This is a genomic window from Sphingobacterium bambusae, from assembly GCF_033955345.1.
GTDB lineage: Bacteria > Bacteroidota > Bacteroidia > Sphingobacteriales > Sphingobacteriaceae > Sphingobacterium > Sphingobacterium bambusae.
Genome location: NZ_CP138332.1, coordinates 2,188,504 through 2,207,310 on the forward strand (window position 1 = coordinate 2,188,504; position 18,807 = coordinate 2,207,310).

Sequence of the window (18,807 nt, forward strand, 5' to 3'; positions counted from 1 at the left end):
TGAGGTATATAGATTGTATGTTAATGTATTATTTAAAGAACAGGTATAAGCCAATCATCACGACAAAAAGAATACCCCAAGCCCATTTCACGGCAGGGCGCGGTTGTTCAATCGTCAGCCGGTAGGCCATTTCATTTTGCTTCTCGAATTCCGATTTGCCCACTAGCAAGGAGATAACGATCCCTAGGGTCAGCAGTGCGACAAACAGGTAAAAAGAGAGCATCAGGTAATGCGGCCAAAAGCTATAGCTGTTCTTCGGAAATACCCAAAGGTAGAGTATACCTGTCCCGAGGCTCAGTACAGCACCAAACGTCAACAACGTGTTTACCGCTGCCCTGTTGGTCCTTCTCCATAGCACGGCTAATAGAAAAATCACGGCCAAAGGTGGTGCGATAAAACCCAAAATAGATTGGAAAACGTCAAACAGATTGAGTCCTTTGATCTGATCGATGGCCAGAGCAACAAGCACCGAAGCCAAACAGCCTACGATAATGGTATAACGACCTGTCTGCGTAATGGCACGGTTGTCCGCCGTCGGGTTGATATGCTCTAGGTAGATATCCATGGTAAACACCGTGCTCAACGAATTTAGTGACGAACCTATTGTTCCCACGAGCACCGCTATCAGTACCACGATCACCAAACCGTTCAAACCTGTCGGGAATAAATTCGTGACCATCGTCATATAAGCCAGTGAAGGATCTTCCACCCCTGGAAACAGGATATAGCAGATCACACCGGTGAGGATAAACAAGGGCAAGGAAAGGATTTTGAGCCAAGCGATAAAGTTCACGCCAAGCTGCCCTTGTTTCAGATCTTTTGCGCCCAACACCGATTGCACCATAGCTTGATCGGTACAAAAGAATGCAATGGCTGCCACCGGATAGCCCAACGCAATAGCATACCAAGGATAGTCGGGATCGCTGGCTGGACGGATCAAGGACCAATAGCCTTCTGGTGTATTGGCGATCAGGCCATCAAAACCGCCGATCTTGGCCAAGCCTAGCCCGGTAAGCAAGGCGGAAACGACAATCAGCAGGATCATTTGAAAGATATTGATCTTGGCTACCGTGCGCAACCCACCAGTGTAGGCAAAAAGACCGGCCAAAGCGACCAACACGGTGACGGATTGCCACATCGGAATACCTAAAATTTGACGCACCAAAAATCCACCGGCAAACAGGCCGAGGGAAAGCCAAGATATCAACATTTTGACTAGGGAATACCAAGCCAAGATAGTTTGTGTGTTTGGTCCAAAGCGCTTCCCCATAAACTCCGGCAACGTGCGTACGCCAGAAGCAATGTAACGCGGGGCGAAGACTACAGCTAGCAGAAATAAAAACACGAACGCATACCAATCAAAATTGACCGCTACGATACCAGTCGTGTAGCCCACCGTGGCAAAGGCAAGCAACATAGAAGGCCCTACATTTGTAGCCCACATATTGAATCCAATGCTGTACCAGCTCAATGACTTTCCGGCCAGAAAGTGTTCGGCACCTTCGGCACGCCTGCGCGAAGAAAAAAGACCAATGGCCAGCAAAGCAAGCAGGTAAACGATCACGATACCATAATCGACGACCGTTAGTTTATCGAGCATATTATTCATGATCGGTTACAGATTTACGCCATATTTTTCGAGCAGCTCTTTCGGGCGAACCGGCTTTCCGCTGCGCAAGGATTCATCCATAGCTTGTAAAAGTGCAATAGTTCCGATGCCTTCTTTCATATCAGGAAAAGCTTCCGTATTGCTACGAATGGCTTGAGCAAAATATTCCAGGTAGTTTTGGTATTCGCCTGCATGATGACTTTTACCCTCAAAGCGAAAGTAATGTTTCAGCTTATGCTCCCAGGTCAACATTCGTTCTTCACCGGTTTTATCGGTGATCGCATAACGCAGATCCATATAATCCGCTTGGTTACAGCCTTCCGTCCCGCGCAGAATACAGCTCATTTCGCTGTCGCGCGTCACCGGCTGCACCGGACCGGTATAAGCGCCACTCACCCGCGCTATACGACCATCTTCTGCCTTAAAAATAAAATGCATAGTGTCCGCATTTTGCAGACCGCCTTTTTGGCCATTGGCACTCAACATCCCGTAACCCATGACTTCCTCAATATTGGGTAGATACCAGCGTATAAAATCTACGGGGTGGCTCAATCCGCCATATAGCCATTTGAAAGAGGACTGCAAGGACCAAGGTTTATCTAGAAACCAACGATGGTCTGCATGGTAGTAGCCTTCTATGGTGATCAGCTCGCCGATCAATCCGGCTTCATAATCCTGACGTTGCTTTTTCATAGGTTCAAAAAAACGAGAGCTTTGTCCTACGAAAACGCGCTTACCTTTCTCTTTAGCGAGCGCCAGCAATTCGTTGGCATCCGCAAGGTTATCGATAAATGGCTTGGTACAGACGACATGCTTTCCATGCTCCAAGGCCAAGCGGATGTGCGTGGCATGTAGATGGTCGGGCGTGTAGATGGCTATTGCTTCGATTTCTTGATTTTGTAACATATCCTCATACTGATTGGTATAGTTATGAAAGTCGAACTCTTTCATGCGCTTACGCCCCAGCTCTTCGTTGAGATCACAAATCTGTACCAATTCAATATGTGCACTCTGTAGCGCGGCCGACATGGTGCTACGCCCTTCACCCAGACCTAAAATGCCTAGTCTTAATTTTTCTGTTTGCATGATTATTTCTTATAAAAAATCCAAGTTTCGTTTGCTGCCGTTCCCTCAATCCCCTGTTGATAGCTGCCCATCAGTTTGTTCCATTCATCCACGCGTGGATTATCCTTTGCCGTTAAGGGATCTATCTCTTCAAATTTTTTGCCTTTCGGAAAGGAGATGTACAGCATCAATTGGCGATCGTTGCGGTAGAGCAATACTTCCTCAAAGCCAGCTTGACAGAAGCCCTTGGCCACTTCGGGCCACTGCTGATATTGTTCTTCATGTGCTTTCAGGTAGGCTTCCTGTTTCGCTTTATCGTCTACGAGTTGCGCGGTTAACAGCACATAATCCGTTTCTTTTGCGGCCTCGCCAACAGCGCAACGTGTCCTATCGAAGCTGTAAAATAGGCTGTTGAAAACCTTATACTCCACCTCGGGATAATTGGCCAACCAAGCGCCAGCCAGCTTTTTCCCCAGCTCGTCGGTGGTTTGCAGCAAGGTGTAATCCTTCCAACGGAATACCTTCGTGGCGTCCGCTCCCTGACGCACAAAAAATGCCTCCACATCTTCTTTCTTCACCAGTTGCTTCGGATCATAAATCTGAAAGAACACCGGCTTGGTAAAAGGGATATACGCATTGAATACTGCATGGGCTGCTATCGGATGCTTCGATTTATGGAGGTGCTGATAGGCTGGTTGTAGACCCGCCTCGCTTACCAATTGCGGCTCTACCTGCGGGCCGTTATTTTTCCAATCCACGCTAGGTCCATTTGCATTTTGCAAGATTTTGTTGGAAGGAAACCAGTTGTCGGACACGGTCATGTAGGCTGACCCCTCATCGGTGTAGAGGTAAAACCAATGATCAGGAATATGCGCATAGGGCGAGACATAGATACTGTCGATCACGTTATACTGAATCTTCGTTCCGGGCTGTGCCGATAAGGTATAGATGCCCGCCACATCGTACATGAAACGACCATACCGCGTGATGCGGTTGTGTTGCACACGATTATTTTTCATGCTGTTCACCGTCGGTGTCCAGCCCCAACCAAGGCTGATGCCGCTGTAGGGTAGATCAAGCAATTCGTTATGCACGATCTGTACATTGCGCACAAAGCCAGCACCAATGCCCACCGTTCCCCAGTCTTCGTTGCCCACCGCTTGCACAACGTTATTGGCGACGTAGGTACCATCCGTTAGCCGCCGCTGATCGCTCGCGATCAAGGGCAAGTGAGCTTCCATTTCTTCATCGGAGAAGGTTCCAAGCAGCAGGCCCGAGCCCGCGATGTCCTGAAAGAGGTTGCCCTGCACGGTGTCTTGAAAGTTCCCTTCCTGATAATCCAGGCCGGTGGATGCCAGATGTTGGAAGACACAATTTACAAGGCTTGTGTTCCGTGTGTTTTTGAATAGTACAGCCGCTGCCGGCCGCCCCAGCCAAGCTTGATTTTCCAATCCTTTCTTATCCGGTGTGCCGGGTTTTTGTAATTTGTAGGCATCCACGAAATACATGCCTGCCTGCAAAGCTACATGCCCCCGTGTATGTGGGCGCAGCCAGGTGCTGTGCTGAAATTGCAAGCCATTAATCTCAAGATGCGCAACCGGCTGTTCCAAAGTGCCGTTTACCTGAACGAGGGTTTCCAAATGAGGCACGACCACCGTCGCCGTTTGCATATCTTCGCCCTCCCGGGGATAGTAGTACAACTTATGGCTATCTTCGTCCAAAAACCATTCGCCGGGTTGATCTAAAAACTGTAGTGCATTGACCAATCGGAAGGCAGAATTGCCATGTTCTTTGGATAGCCAAGGCTTTGGCCAAGGATGCTCATTCTGTAATTGTCGCTCTGGCTCGTGAAACGAAAGGACAATGCTGTCGCGAAAGACTTTCGCATCTTGAACGCGTAATTGGGCGATGGCCCACCATTGGTGGATAAAAAACTCCATGCCAGGCTGTACGTTGAATTGTGGGAATACATTGGGTATAGTGGCCGTTCCCTTATTAAAATCCCAATTTACTATCCGCGGTAGTTCTTTGTCGTTATGGCTTTCTGCGCGCACAGCCTTTTTATCATTTACCCACATTTGCCGAAAGGCAAAATAGCGACCGGCCAAATGCGGAGCATCAGCGACAAACAGCTTTTTACTTATGTCCGCGGCTATGACCGATAACTTGCCTGCAGGCTTCCACCCATGTACTGATAGACCACCGGAAAACACCGCGCTTTTGCCCAACGCTTTGATCCGCGTGGGGCTATCGGCTGTGCCGCTATCCTCTGGCCGGATCAAGATGGTTTGCGATGGCTTATACAGCCCATCGCCTACCCAAATGGTGATGCCGCCCACCATGCGCGGATCGTGCAATCGACGCCACTCCCGTGCCTCACGTAATGCAGCCTCGAGACTGCCGAATGGTTTCTCTCGGCTACCATCAGCATATTCAACCGCGCTTGCCGCGACATACATATCGCCTGCCTTTACCCTTTCAAAAAACACAAATAGGCCGATCAATGCGACCAGCAGCAGCTTTGTTTTAGTATCCATCATTCTGTCCAAATTCTCCCGGATTTGTTATTGCATCTAAAAATTGTTGCGGTATAGGCCGATTGACATGGTACGGCTGTACCAAGGTGATATCGGGATTATACTGCTGTACATAATTGTATAACTTACCCGTACGTTTGAGATCAAACCAACGGATATGTTCACCACAGAGCTCACGCCCTCGCTCCTCCAAAATAAAATCGATATCCAAATCATCCTGCACGATAGCCATCTCCGCTTCCCTACCTGGTTGAGCAGCACGCCGACGCAATACATTAATCAGCTCTGTAGCACGAGCTTTGTTGCCGCCAGCACGCATCGCCTCCGCTTCTGCCGCAATCAGGTACATCTCGGCTAATCGCATCACGATCACATCCTTTGAACCCACCTGCGAGCCTGCTTCAGGCAAATTGGGATCATCATATTTCTTGAGCGCTGGAAAGTGTACATTGAAACGCGCATTACTGCTCACCCGAGCACCGTTGTAGGTATCATCGATATCCACCAAAGCATACGGTAGATTGCGTTTCTCTGTGTCCACCTTTTTCTTGGTAAACCACAGCGCCAAATCACCGCGGGACAATGAAGATCCCACCAAACTAGTGGGCTTTTCGAAAGCCGCTAGATCATCGGCCGTCCAGCTATATTGATTGACATTGAGGTAATATTTTTCACGGAACCAGTCTTCGTACCGGCGATCGATATCTTCGTTGTACAACTCCAGCAGATGGCGCGTTGGCATAAAGCACATGCCGCCGGAGTTGGAATTACGGTCGGCACCATATGCCAAATCGCGTACCATACCCGCTTTAGCCGAATACTTGGCCTTAAACCAAATATGTAACCGATTGGGATTGTTGGGTTGAGGATTCAGCGAGTTTACCGTGGAATGGGTGATGGTAAACAAAGCCTCCCGATTGTTCTTGTTGTTTGCCGGCAGAAAGACTTCTTCCGGGGTTTCATACAACGATGTCTGTAAGGCTGCTTGGTTATTGATCACATATTGCGCCGCTTCCGAAGCCAGGCTATAGTATCGGTCTTTTTCAGTCTGCGCAGTTTCATAGGCCACACGGGTAAGCGCCAATCTCGCTTTTAGTCCATAAGCCGCCTTTAAGGTTGCGCGGCCGATGTCGGCGGCCGGAATAGGTGTGACCGGCAGATTGGCAATAGCGACATCTAAATCGGTCAGCATAAGGTCGTAGAAAGCCTGTTCTGGCGAACGCTCGGCCGTAAGTACCGCCGTTTTGGTTTCTGTCGTTCTTAAGTCTACACCTCCATACTGCTCTACGAGGTGCCAATAGGCATATGCCCGCAAAAAAGACAGCTCGCCCAAGCGAGATCGCTTCTCTTCTTCATTCGCAAAAGGTATCGCTTCAATACGTTCCAGTCCGGCATTACAATAGTTTACAATTTCATATAATCTGTTCCACGTATTACGTATCTGCCCCACCGTCGAATTGAGCCCATCGTACTTGGTCATCTGCCTACCGTATCCGGAATTGGCAATATTTATCCACAGATCGGTACCACCTTCGGTCAACATCAACATATCCTCACGCCCGTAAAATTGAGCCCCATAATACACGTAAGCCGAATTGACCAATGCATTGATTCCGTCTTCGGTAGAAAAAACCACATCGGCCGTTGTTCCTCCCGGATTATATTCATCTAAACTGCAGGCATTGAACATACTGACCAAGCCCATTCCTACTATATATTTTAAAATACATTTCATGGTTTAAAAATCTAGGTTAACACCAAAAACAAACTGCCGCAACAGCGGGCTTTTCGCCGAGCCACCGCGTTCCGCATCGTAGTTCTGCACCAAATCGCTCTTAGCCCAAGAAAACAGGTTGTTACCCGTCAGGTAGAAGCGAACAGTATTCATTTTCCACTTGTCTAGCATTTCCTTGGGCACCCTATAACCAAGTGTCACTGTTTTCAGCTTGACGTACGATCCGTCGACATAGCTGTAGGTTTGATAGCCCAGGTAATTGTAGAAATTGGTCATGCTGGGTTGTGGAAAATCGTTACTGGGATTTTCAGGCGTCCAATAGTTGAGGTAAGCAGCCTGATTTCCCCGTCCTTGCGGATCAAAAGCACCCGTGAGCTCGTAATCCATCATTTGCCCCCATCGGGCAATGGCATAGACGTTCAGGTCAAAGTTTTTATAGGAAAAGGTATTGTTAAAACCCAATGTCCAGCGCGGCGAGGTGGTACCAATGTAGGTCACATCGTTCACATCATCAATAACGAAATCGCCGTTTAGATCCGCGAGTTTGATATCTCCCGGTTTAAAGGACTGTGTTTTCTCGCTGTCCTTGAAGTATCGCGCAGCTTCTTCGGCTTCGTTTGCCTGCCAAATCCCCAATCTTTTGAACGTATAAAAAGACTGCAGCGGTCGGCCGATCAATAAAGATTCTGTTTCACGAGTTGTCGTACCGATGATGTCTCGACCATCGATAAGATCAACGATTTTCTCACGGTTGGTTCCGAATGTAAAGTCCGTGCTCCACTGAAATGCACCCGTTAGGTTCTTTGTATTCAAAATAATCTCCAGTCCGCGATTGTTGCTACTGCCGATGTTCTGATAGATCTGAAACGGCGTATTATTGCCCGATCCCATTGATGTGGGCAAGGTGCGGGGCAGCAAAATATCGGTTGTTTTGGTGTCATAGAAGTCCGCTGTAAGGTTGACGCGGCTGTTGAAAAACTGTGCGTCCAATCCGAGATTCCAAGATGCTGAACGTTCCCAGCCAAGATCTTCATTACCTATCAAGGTATTATACACATAATAAACAAATCCTTGGTCTTGAAAAGCCGCGTTGGTATGTCCCGTTACGCCCGACTGCGTTCCATACTCGCTAATACCCGAATTTCCGGTTTGCCCGTAGGTAGCCCGAATTTTCAAATCGTTCACCGGTTTCCAGTTGAACCAGTTTTCATCACTCACCCGCCAGCCTGCAGCTACGGAAGGGAAAGATGCCCATTTGTTTTCCTTCGACAGACGAGAGGCACCATCCCATCGGTTGGAAACGGTTAATAGATAACGTCCTTGGTAGGAGTAATTTGCTCGAAGGGCATAGGAAAGCGTTTGGCTTTGAATATATCCCGAGCGAATCACATAGGAATCTTTATCATTTGCACCGATATTATGCCACAATTGTTGCGGAACCAACTGTCCAGTTCCTTCCATGTAAGAGGTATTTAATTTCGATTGTGTCCACGATGTCAATGCCGTCAGCCCGATACTGTGTTTCCCCAGTTCAGCATTGTAGTTGATAATATTATCCCAGTTTATAAAACTTCTGTTTTCGCTCGCTATACTCGCCAAGGAATTAGGAAACTCCCCAGCCCGATCGATAGCGCTTTCGCTCTCAAAATCTTTATTATTGTGGTAAGAAAGGTTTACGCCGAGGTTAGATCGAAAAGAGAAACCAGCAAACGGCCTAATCTCTGCAAAACCATTGGTAATGATATTGGTGTTGGCGATCCGGTGCTGCGCCGTGAATTCGTTCGCTTCATCAGCTAATGGGCTTACCTTTCCCTCTCTGCCCAACGGCCAAAGGACAATCGCTCCTTGCTCGTCGTAAGGCAGCCCTAAGGGCACATTGGTCGCTGCGCGCCATAAAACAATGTCCGCACGCTCGTTTCCATCATAGTGCGTAATCTGCGACGAAGTACCAACTTTCACCATAGATCCCAAATTCTGATCAACATTGAGGCGTAGATTGAACTTATCGAGCGCATCATTTTTGAAAGAACCTAACTCGCGGTAGTATCCGCCGGAAAGCAGTCCTTTGGTACTCGCATTGCCGCCGCTAATAGAAAGCTGATGGTTTTGTACAATACCCGTATGAAAGACTTCCTCTTTCCAATTGACCCATTGATTTTGCTGTAGCGCAGCCCATTCACCTACGGTAAAGAGCGTTTGGTCATCGTCTGGACTACTCCATTGACCAGCTGTCTTTGCCGCTTCGCGGCGTAAGGCAATATAATCGTCGCCCGTCCGCATTTCGGGATACTGCGCCCAGCCATTAGCGCCCACATAAGCATTGTAATTCACCACAGGACGTCCCTCTCGCCCTCGCTTTGTGGTAACGATGATAACACCATTCGCACCTTGCGAACCGTAGATTGCGGTAGATGAAGCATCTTTTAACACCTCCATGGAAGCGATATCCTGTGGGTGTATATCGCTGATATTTCCACCTTGCATGCCATCAATAATCACCAAAGGACTATTGGCACCCGGAGCCGTAGACAGGGATCTTTTTCCACGGATGGTGAGGTTCACGCCAGAGGTCGCACTTCCCGATGAACGGGTGATATCCAGTCCCGGGACTTGCCCCTGTATGGACTCCAACGCATTTGAGGCCGGAGAGCGCACAATATCCTCGGGTTTAACGGAAGTGACTGACCCCGTAAGGTCTCTCTTCTTTACCGTACCAAATCCGATGACAACCACCTCATCCAATGCCTGATCGTCGCGCTGTAGTACGATGTCTAGGGCTTGCCCTGCCTGCGCGTCTACTGTCTGCTCTTTATAGCCGACCGCAGAAAAAGACAGTTGCCCTCGCGCGCTGTTGAGGCGTAGGGTAAACATCCCTTGCTCATCTGTGGCTGCCGATACCACAGCATTGACGAGGGAAACCGTTACACCGGCGATGGGCTGTCCATTCTCGTCGGATACCTTCCCTTTAATTTCCTGTTGCTGCTGCATACCCCACAGCGGAAGCGCTGTCCGAGCAGAGTCAGCTGCCGAGGCGACAGGCTGCAATCCCAGTAACAGCACCCAGGCTCCCCATGCGCCGGAGTGGCGCAGGTTCAGCTGGGGAAATCCAAAGGATTTCTGTTTTACTCTTTTTACCATCATAGATGTAAGATTTATAGGTGTTAGCTTATTTTGGTTTATTTATTTTTTTCTAAAGGGACGGTAATGTCTCCAAGTTTAGATTTTATCAGCAATGTCTTTGTTGTTGCCGCGTCCCCCACGCGAACAATAGCCAATGCCTTTCCTTTAAATGTTTTTCGAGCCGGATTGCTGAGCCCGCGCAAATCTGCCTGAAAACCATTATCCGTGCCCAAGATTTCAACGCCTGCGCTGCCTTGGAAAGAGATTTCGATGTCCTCATGCAGCACAGCTTCCCCCTTTTCGTCGATAAGCTCTACTTCGACGAAATAGAGATCTCGGGCATCACCTGTTTTAAAATCATCATGGGTGATGCGTGTCTTTAGTTTAGCCGCCGCACCTGCGGTACGCTTCACCGCCTCCTGCACCGCCCGCCCGTTTTTATACTTCACCACCTTGATTTCACCTGCGACAAATGGCACCTTCCACGCGGCATGCAAACGATCATCCGTTTTGGATGATTTTCCTAGGCTTTTGCCGTTCAGGAAAAGCTCCACCTCATCAGCGTTATTATAGTAGGCCCATACGTCGACTATATCGCCCGATTTCCAGTTCCAATGCGGCAGCAGGTGCAGCACATCTTTATCTGTCCATTCCGATTGGTACATGTAATACACATCTTTCGGGAAACCCGCCAGATCCACGATGCCGTAGTAGGAACTACGCGCTGGGTAGGGGTAAGGTACCGGTTCTCCCAAATAGTCAAACCCTGTCCATACGAAAATACCGGCGAGGAAATCACGTTTCTTCACTTCCAGCCAAGCGCGCTCGTGAGACGTTCCCCAATAGGCGGCGACATTGTCATAGGCCGAGACCGTGAAATCGGCGTTGCCATTGGTCACAAACTTATCTTTGCTGGATGCTGGCCAAAACTGAATCGTGTCATGCAATGCATCGTACACGCCACGTGTTTGTAGGCCTGATGTCGTTTCCGACGCGATCAAAGGCACGTTTTTAAATTCCTTTGGCAGTTTGTCGTAATCCTCAAACTTGTAGTTGAAACCCAGCACATCAAGCGCTTCGGCCTGCGCGATGAAGTTTTTCACATAATTGGTTTCGGTCAATGCGGCGGTTACTGGACGTGTATTGTCCAGCGCCTTGACGAAATTGGCCATCTCTTTGGTCAACACCGTACCGGTGCTGTCAAACTGCTCCCGGATTTCGTTACCGATACTCCACATGAATACCGATGGGTGATTACGATCGCGTTTTACAAATGCAGCTAAATCCGTAAGATGGTGTTCTTTAAAATCTTGGCTATAGTCAAACTTGTTTTTCTTCTTTTGCCACATATCAAAGGCCTCATTGTAGACCAATATCCCCAGCTCATCGCACAGATCGAGCACTTCTGTGGCTGGCGGATTATGTGCGGTGCGAATGGCATTGACACCCATCGCTTTCATCATGAGTAGCTGGCGCTTGGCCGCCGATTTATTAAAGGCTGCACCGAGCGCACCGAGGTCGTGGTGCAGGCATACGCCCAAGATCTTGAGCGGCTTTCCATTTAGGGAAAAGCCTCTTTCTACATCGAAAGCGATGCTGCGGATTCCGACACGTTGTGTCTGCGCATTAAGCTCGTTGCCCTGCATATCGCGCACTAGCATGTGCAAACTATACAATTCTGGCGAATCCACATCCCATAATTGGGGCTTATCAAGCGTCAAGGTGTGATCTATTTTATCCGTTCGAAGGTCTACTTTACCGGTAGCCACAGGTTTTCCCGTTGCGTCCAGTAAACGTAGCTCAACTTGCAATTTTTTGTTGCCCGGGTTATGCACCTGCGACTGTATGCGAACTGTTGCCTTTTTAGCAGAAACAGTAGGCGTGCTGACAAAGGTTTCTTCGGAAAAAAAATGGGTTTGCTGTTGATAACGTAAATAAACATCCCGGTAGATACCAGAACCGGAGTACCAGCGTGAATTAGGCTGTTGACTATTGTCTACCCGTACAGCGATAACGTTCGTCTTCCCGCCATAGTAGAGATAGGGCGATAAATCATGGGAGAACGAAAGGTAACCATTGGTGTGCTTGCCTAGGTATTGTCCGTTTATCCACACTTCGGTATAACGATAAGCGCCACCAAAATGTATGCTGATGTGTTGCCCTTTGTCTTTTGTCGCTACTTGAAAGCTTTTACGGTACCAGCCCACGCCACCCGGCAATGCGCCGCCCGCATTGCCTGCCGGAAATTGCGACCCAAAATCGGAAAGAATACTCCAATCGTGCGGAAGGCTCACCTGCTTCCATTTGCTATCGTTGTAGGCCTCGCGGCGAAACTGTAATTCATCGGCAAGGCTGAAACTCCAGCCCTCGTTAAAGCTTATCTGCCGCTGGTTTTGCCCAAAAGATGCTGTCGACAGCAAAAAGAAAAGAAAAACATATAAAATTCGAGTCATAATCATAGTCATCAATTGCTAAACCTAATTCTTGAATTGCAGCTTGCTCTTGCCTAGATCGTTGGACGTAGCGAGGGCTATACCGCGGTTTCCTGCGCTATCCACCGCACAGTAATAGTGATAAACAGTGCCTTTATGCTTCAGCACAAAGGATTTATGAGCATACTGCTTATCGAAGCTTTCGGAAGATTCCACGAGGTTTTCTCCTTCCCAATCGGTCCAGTGAATTAAGTCTTTCGATGCCGCAAAGCGGTTGAACCCGCCGTTTCGATCTTTCCAAAATGCGCCAAAGTAGAACATCACCCAAGTACCATTGATCTGCTGAATCATTGGGTCTCCGGTGATGCCCACAGGGTGATGTACTACAGGATCTTTGCCGTAGCGTGTCCAATGGGTCATATCGTCGGAGACGGCCATCCCGATACGCTCATACCAACGGGTAGGCTTGTTATTAGCCAATGAATCGCCAACCGCATTGTAATACATGATAAAGCGGTGGCCAGTGTGCCGTTCCGGATCTTCGATGACATAGCTTTTAAAGAGCTTATGCCTATTTTCCCACCAACGCACGTCGGTATCGGTATCTCCTAAAACAGGTTCATTCAGCCGTTGCCATTCCATCGGTTTGGTTGGCTTTTTGGTGTTAAAGGCCATGCCTATCGACAAAGGTTCAGGCTCGTAGCCAGCTGTCGAGCCCCCGAAATAGGACATCCAATATTTTCTGTTGAAGCGGTGCAGCTTATAACTTCCGCCCCACTCGGTATCAATCAGGGCATTGTAACCCGCCCGTTGCTTTGCGTCCCACTTTCCATCATCTTGCTTTGACATTTGCTTTCCTAGGGTTTTCCAAGTCAATAAATCGCTACTTTCAGCCAACCAGGTTTCATACCCCTGTCCATCAAACACGATATAGGTCATATACCATGTTTTACCGTCTTTGTAAATACTGGGGCAGTCCATAAGATCTGTCTTCTTACCGGGCGTCAAAACAAGTCCGTATTTATGGGGAGTCTTTACTTCCTGATAGATGGCCTGCATCTCTTCCTGCGACACTGTAGTTGTTTGCGCGCTGGACAACCTAGCGACGGCCAACAAGCCAAGGAGTATTAATGTGTTCTTCATCTTATTTTCTTTTTACTTCTTTCTTGGTAGAAAGTGCTGTGTTGACGACCTGATAGACACCAGATCCCAAGCTGAGCTCCAGCCCTTCGGGCGTCTTCTTGGACTTAAACTGTTCTATGGGCAACCCGTTGACGGTGTATGCGACATCGGCGGGCAATACGATTGTACAAAAGCTGTTTACCGGAATGGCCAACTGATAATCATTGCCGCTTCGATGTACCGAAATCTTTCCATATGGGCTTTCGAAATCCAAGTCGCACTGTGCCACGCGATCCAGTAGCCGTGGTGCTATGCGTATATGCTTGTAAGCAATTGAAGTTGGCTCTTGCCCCAGTCCGCCTAAGCCGGTATGAAACCATTCCATCAAGTGCCCCAGCATAAAATGGTTGTTGGAGACATTGGGCAGCGCGGCCCACGATTCGGTGAGCGCCGTAGCACCCTTACGTATTTGGTAACCATAGCCCGGCCGTGTATCATCATGGTGCATCGCGAAAATCAGGTCGTCGCGCTGCTGTTGCTGAAGTACTTGGAGCAGATAGCGGTGTCCAATATCACCCGCGGTAAAAGCCGTATCCCGCTTCGCGATATCGGCTACGAGGTTCTCAAAAACCGGCACAACCTGATTACTATCGACCAAACCGCTGTACAAGGGCATCGCCAAGGAGGTCTGGCTGCCAGAACCATAATTTGCCGAATCCGCATGGAAGAAAGCTTGCTGAAAAGCGTCATACACCTTGGTTTTCAACGAATCGTACAGCAACTTACCTTCCTCATCGCCCACTATTGTCGCTATGTTTGCCAAAGCCTTTAAATCATCGTAGTAGATGGCCGTGGCCGTAATTCCGGCAGGCGTTAACTGAGACACTCCCGGCCGTTCTGGCCCGAGGTCATACCAGTCGCCTAAACCTTGATAGAGGATGTTTCCCTTGGCCTTGGATTGTAGGTATGTGATGTAGCGCTTCATCATGGGATAATTTTCCGTAAGGAAGGTCTTATCGCCATACCATTGGTAGGCATACCAAGCAAGCAGTATCGCACTCGATCCCCATTCGGGCGAGTCCCGAAACATGTCACCTCCCCAGTCAAACTGTACATATTCCGGTGCAATTTCAGGTATCAAGCCATCTTCGGTCTGTGAGAAACGCATGTCGCGCAGCGATTTCTTGAACAGACGTGCCACGTCATAATTATACTGTACGGATGGCCCCATGAGGTGCAACTGTTCCAGCCAGCCTAATTTCTCGCGGTGTGGGCAGTCGGTAAACACGCTTACCATGTTGCTCTTAATAGCCCAATCGATCAACCGATGAATTTGGTTGAACAAGCTATCGGAACTGCGGAAAGTCCCGATCTGCCGAGCGCTATTCCGAATATGCTGCGCCTTGGCCTCTAGAATCTGGATGCTATTCGGCGCTTTCGATCGTTTTTGCAGCTGTGCGTAGCGAAAGCCATAATAGGTGAAACGCGGATGCCAGGTTACCTCGCCCTCTGCACCAAAGATATACTGGAAGTAATAGGGACTGCCCGAATGTTTTTGATTGGGTAGGCCATTTTCGTTTAACAACTCGGCGGGATAAACCCTAACGGTATCTCCGGGCTTACCTTTCATCGTCAAGGCAATAACACCTGAGGCATTTTGTCCGAAATCATAAACCTCATTTCGCCCGTCAGATCCATTTGCGAGCTTCTTCCCGATAAACTCCTGCATCACGCGGATGGGATCTGTTTCCTGTGCCGTAAGCGCTGGTCCATTCACAGGAAGTGCATTTTTCCAGGTCCGATCGTCGTATGTTGGCGAGCTCCACGAAGAGGGTAATACCGATGCGTCGTAATCTTCGCCACCATACATACTCGAAAACGTAATTGGCGAAGAGGCTACTTTCCAACTTTCATCGCTCACGATGGTTTCTTGCCGGCCATCGTCATAGGTATTGACGATTTTCATTTTCAGTTTTGGCAGGCCGAAGGCTACTTTATGCTTCTGAAAGCGCCCCTTGATCGGTGGAATATAGTAAAAGCCATTGCCCAGCAATACGGCCAAGGTATTGTTCCCTTTTTTCCATTGCGGGGTAAGGTCGTACACCACGTAGTAAGCTTCTTTGTCATATTTCGTCCATCCAGGTTGCAGCAAGGCATCATCGACTGGCTTGCCGTTCAGCAATAGCTCATAATGGCCCAGTCCGGAGATGTAGGCCATGGACGATTTTAGTTTACGATTGAGGCGCACATTTTTTCGAAAAACAGGCAGGTCGTAAGTCTTATCGATACGCAGTTTACTGGAGCTGAGTGGCAGCGGATTGATCAGCGAATCGGGCAAAATTTCCTTCGTAATCCATTTTGCTGCGCCCCAGTCTGAAGGCTGCACCAATCCCGTGTGAAAAGATTGCACCGCACTAGCCGCAGTATTCCCTTGGTTGTCTCGAACATGCAGACGAACGTAATAGGTACTACCTGCGGCCAATGCAGCTCCTGCATAGGGTATATGCAGGGATTGGGCTGAGGTAATCCATCCGGAATCCCACAGCAACTTACTCCCCCCGGAGATACGACGCTGTCTACTGACTTCTATTTTGTAGGTTTGCTGTTGTACATCGTGCCCATCGCTTAAGAGCTGCCAACTGAAAGTCGGCGCAAGGGTATTGATCCCCAGCGGGTTTTCTCTTCCGGCTATCAAGACCTTATGCACACTTAGTTTTGTACTGGCGGCGTAGGCGTGCAGCAACAGCACATTAAATAGTGTCATAAAGACAATAATATTTTTGTTCCGCAGGATGCCCATTTTCGCTATTTTCAAACTCGTTCTCATGCGTTTACTTTTTGGTTATTAAGGTCACGTTTTTTTGTTCCAGCCCTACAACGCCTATACTATCCACCTCCAGCTCTTCACAAATAAATTTGCTATCGTTAATGAGAATATTTTGCGCATCTCTCAGGGAAAGATAGCGTGTACCGCGTCCAAAGATGCGATCGAAGCGGACGCCCTCCAGCGGAGACTCGGGGATACCCTCGACTTTGATGCAGTCGCTGGATGATCCGATGTATATATTTTTCAGTTCGATGCTGGAGAAATGGGGTGTCAATATATTTTTCTCGACCTTGAAATCCCGGCTCGCCTGCTGGCCCACATGCAAGGCTTGTCCCAGCATATCCCAGCGCAAAGCGGAGTGCTGCACATCCATCCGGATATTTTCGAAGCGGATTTTTTCACCGCCGCCCCCACGAGGTCTTCGCGTTTTAAAACGAATGCCCACATCCGTGCCGGTAAACACACAATCGTGTACGTAAACCTTCTTGACCATCCCTGCTGTTTCGCTGCCGATGGTGAAGCCGCCATGTCCCTCTGCCGAAAGACAATAGCGCACGACAATATTCTCTGACGGTCGGTTTACGCGCAAGCCATCATATCCGCGGCCCGCCTTTATGGCGATGCAGTCATCGCCCGTGTGCAACGTGCAATATTCCACCAATACATCTTTGGAAGATTCAATGTCTATACCATCGCCACGTTGTATGCCTACCGATTGTATCGTCAAGCCGCGAATCACCACACGCTCACAATAAGTAGGTACCACATTCCAAAATGCAGAACGCTCCAAATGCAGTCCTTCGATCCATACATCTTGACAGTTTATCGGAGCGATCAAGGCCGGCGGAAAGATAAAGTCCGCCGTCTTACCATCGTAAATCCGATTTTCGACCGGCGTTTTGCTATCTACAATATTTTCGATGACATCATGTGTCATTGTTTTCTCGCGCACCGTTCCTGCTCCAGGACCTATCAGCTTTCCGCTTCCAGTAATCGCAATATTTTTAGCGCCATTCGCGTAAATACAAGCGCCCAAACTATACAGCTCCACGCCTTCGTTGCGCGTGAAGACCACGGGTAGAAAATCTGCTATTTCTGAATTGAACTCTAACACAGCCCCCTTTTCGACATGAAGATTGATGTTGCTCTTCAACTGTATTCGTCCCGAGCGATGATGACCGGCTTGAAGCAGGAGGATGCCTCCGCCGGCCTGCGCTAAGCGGTCTATCTTCTGCTGGATGTCTTGCTCGCCCGCCACGACTGTATCCCGTCTATCGGGAAATGTGGGCCGAGCGAAGTCCTGCATAAAAAATGGCGAATGCACCGGCTCAATAGCTATAGGAAGCTGATCTGCTCCCACCTGATCCGCTTTGCGCAGGCTACCATCCAGCTGCCTTTCCAACGGAACTGATTTACATCCGTAGAATAGCGCTAGCAACAGCAAGAAACATATAGCATGGACGATCCTCATTGAAAAATACGTTTCATGTAACGCGTATTCGCGCCAAAATTTTCTTTTACCATCCGGGGCGAGAGACTGGCATCACGCGACCGTTCGATGACAAGCCAGCCCTTCCAACCCATCTTATCCAAGGTTTGTTTTACCTGTGGCATATTCAAGCGCTTATTATTTTCCAACCATACCCCATCTTCATCGGTGCAATGAATTTGGCAGATGCGCTTTCTACCTAGAATTTTCAATTCACTGATCAAATCACGACCTTCTTTCAAGGGGTTGGAAAAGTTGAAGTAGATTTGGATATGCTTCGAGCCGATATCTTTCAGCAGCGCAACTTCACCCTGCGCATCGAGAGCCGTTTCGATCCCTACAATCACACCAGCCTTCTTAGCCATCTCGCCCACGACCTTCAAACGCTCGACAATGGCGGGACGCAATTCGGGATGTTTACGCAAATCTCCTTGGATGCCCAATGGAAGAAAGGCAACCTTCACGCCCATTTGTTGACAAGTTGTCAAACAGTCACCAACCATTTGCTTATAGGTAGGCCTAGTCGCAAAGGACTGCGCATAGAAGCCCGTCATGGCCAAGGAGCAGATCTCTACGCCTGTTTCTTTAGATTTATTTAAAAATTCTTCGCGGGTGGCAGGATCAGACAGCTTGCTTTCAAACGTATCACGGTTGCCAAGCCCACCCATATCGACTTCCAAACCATCTGCATCGATCTCTTTGCTGAGCTCAAAAGCACTGAGCTTCTGCCGCTTCAAGATCATTAAGTCTATCACGGCTACTTTATAGCGTTGTTTGGGAGCCTGCTGTCCCCATAAATTTGTCGAGAACAGTAAGCCCCCACTAATCCATAAACTCTGTTGTATAAAACGTCTTCTGCGGTGATCCATAT

General features: G+C 48.6%; 10 protein-coding genes. All 10 read right to left on the bottom strand.

What is annotated here, in order from left to right:
* Positions 1-28 precede the first annotated feature (28 nt).
* Genes SCB77_RS09155 through SCB77_RS09200 form a run of 10 tightly spaced genes read right to left on the bottom strand, consistent with a single transcriptional unit; the run spans position 29 to position 18,805 of the window.
* Entirely contained in the window at positions 29-1,609 is a 1,581-nt protein-coding gene (locus SCB77_RS09155) for a sodium:solute symporter family transporter (RefSeq protein ID WP_320186126.1), read from the bottom strand.
* Positions 1,610-1,615: 6 nt separating this feature from the next.
* The gene (locus SCB77_RS09160) at positions 1,616-2,695 is read right to left on the bottom strand and encodes a Gfo/Idh/MocA family protein (RefSeq protein WP_320186127.1); all 1,080 of its coding nucleotides are present in this window, start codon (positions 2,693-2,695) and stop codon (positions 1,616-1,618) included.
* 2 nt (positions 2,696-2,697) lie between these two features.
* On the bottom strand, positions 2,698-5,214 hold the full coding sequence (locus SCB77_RS09165; protein ID WP_320186128.1) for an L-rhamnose mutarotase: 2,517 nt from the start codon (positions 5,212-5,214) through the stop codon (positions 2,698-2,700).
* Positions 5,201-6,946 (bottom strand): RagB/SusD family nutrient uptake outer membrane protein, encoded by a 1,746-nt coding sequence (locus SCB77_RS09170; RefSeq protein WP_320186129.1) that lies wholly within the window; start codon positions 6,944-6,946, stop codon positions 5,201-5,203. The genes SCB77_RS09165 and SCB77_RS09170 overlap by 14 nt, the downstream gene beginning before the upstream one ends.
* A gap of 3 nt (positions 6,947-6,949) precedes the next feature.
* Entirely contained in the window at positions 6,950-10,087 is a 3,138-nt protein-coding gene (locus SCB77_RS09175) for a SusC/RagA family TonB-linked outer membrane protein (protein WP_320186130.1), read from the bottom strand.
* Between the two features lie 35 nt (positions 10,088-10,122).
* On the bottom strand, positions 10,123-12,519 hold the full coding sequence (locus SCB77_RS09180) for a glycoside hydrolase family 2 TIM barrel-domain containing protein (RefSeq protein ID WP_320186131.1): 2,397 nt from the start codon (positions 12,517-12,519) through the stop codon (positions 10,123-10,125).
* A gap of 24 nt (positions 12,520-12,543) precedes the next feature.
* On the bottom strand, positions 12,544-13,641 hold the full coding sequence (locus SCB77_RS09185) for a glycoside hydrolase family protein (RefSeq protein WP_320186132.1): 1,098 nt from the start codon (positions 13,639-13,641) through the stop codon (positions 12,544-12,546).
* Position 13,642: 1 nt separating this feature from the next.
* Positions 13,643-16,447, bottom strand: a complete 2,805-nt coding sequence (locus tag SCB77_RS09190; protein ID WP_320186133.1) for a family 78 glycoside hydrolase catalytic domain — start codon at positions 16,445-16,447, stop codon at positions 13,643-13,645.
* Between the two features lie 4 nt (positions 16,448-16,451).
* Positions 16,452-17,918 (bottom strand): glycoside hydrolase family 28 protein, encoded by a 1,467-nt coding sequence (locus SCB77_RS09195; RefSeq protein ID WP_320186134.1) that lies wholly within the window; start codon positions 17,916-17,918, stop codon positions 16,452-16,454.
* The gene (locus SCB77_RS09200) at positions 17,915-18,805 is read right to left on the bottom strand and encodes a sugar phosphate isomerase/epimerase family protein (RefSeq protein WP_320186135.1); all 891 of its coding nucleotides are present in this window, start codon (positions 18,803-18,805) and stop codon (positions 17,915-17,917) included. The genes SCB77_RS09195 and SCB77_RS09200 overlap by 4 nt, the downstream gene beginning before the upstream one ends.
* Positions 18,806-18,807 lie beyond the last annotated feature (2 nt).

Bases quoted from the DNA above. Each gene is read 5' to 3' on its own strand.
- SCB77_RS09190 (WP_320186133.1), bottom strand. From the start codon at position 16,447: ATGAGAACGAGTTTGAAAATAGCGAAAATGGGCATCCTGCGGAACAAA.
- SCB77_RS09185 (WP_320186132.1), bottom strand. From the start codon at position 13,641: ATGAAGAACACATTAATACTCCTTGGCTTGTTGGCCGTCGCTAGGTTG.
- SCB77_RS09160 (WP_320186127.1), bottom strand. From the start codon at position 2,695: ATGCAAACAGAAAAATTAAGACTAGGCATTTTAGGTCTGGGTGAAGGG.
- SCB77_RS09200 (WP_320186135.1), bottom strand. From the start codon at position 18,805: ATGGATCACCGCAGAAGACGTTTTATACAACAGAGTTTATGGATTAGT.
- SCB77_RS09195 (WP_320186134.1), bottom strand. From the start codon at position 17,918: ATGAGGATCGTCCATGCTATATGTTTCTTGCTGTTGCTAGCGCTATTC.
- SCB77_RS09170 (WP_320186129.1), bottom strand. From the start codon at position 6,946: ATGAAATGTATTTTAAAATATATAGTAGGAATGGGCTTGGTCAGTATG.
- SCB77_RS09165 (WP_320186128.1), bottom strand. From the start codon at position 5,214: ATGATGGATACTAAAACAAAGCTGCTGCTGGTCGCATTGATCGGCCTA.
- SCB77_RS09180 (WP_320186131.1), bottom strand. From the start codon at position 12,519: ATGACTCGAATTTTATATGTTTTTCTTTTCTTTTTGCTGTCGACAGCA.
- SCB77_RS09155 (WP_320186126.1), bottom strand. From the start codon at position 1,609: ATGAATAATATGCTCGATAAACTAACGGTCGTCGATTATGGTATCGTG.
- SCB77_RS09175 (WP_320186130.1), bottom strand. From the start codon at position 10,087: ATGATGGTAAAAAGAGTAAAACAGAAATCCTTTGGATTTCCCCAGCTG.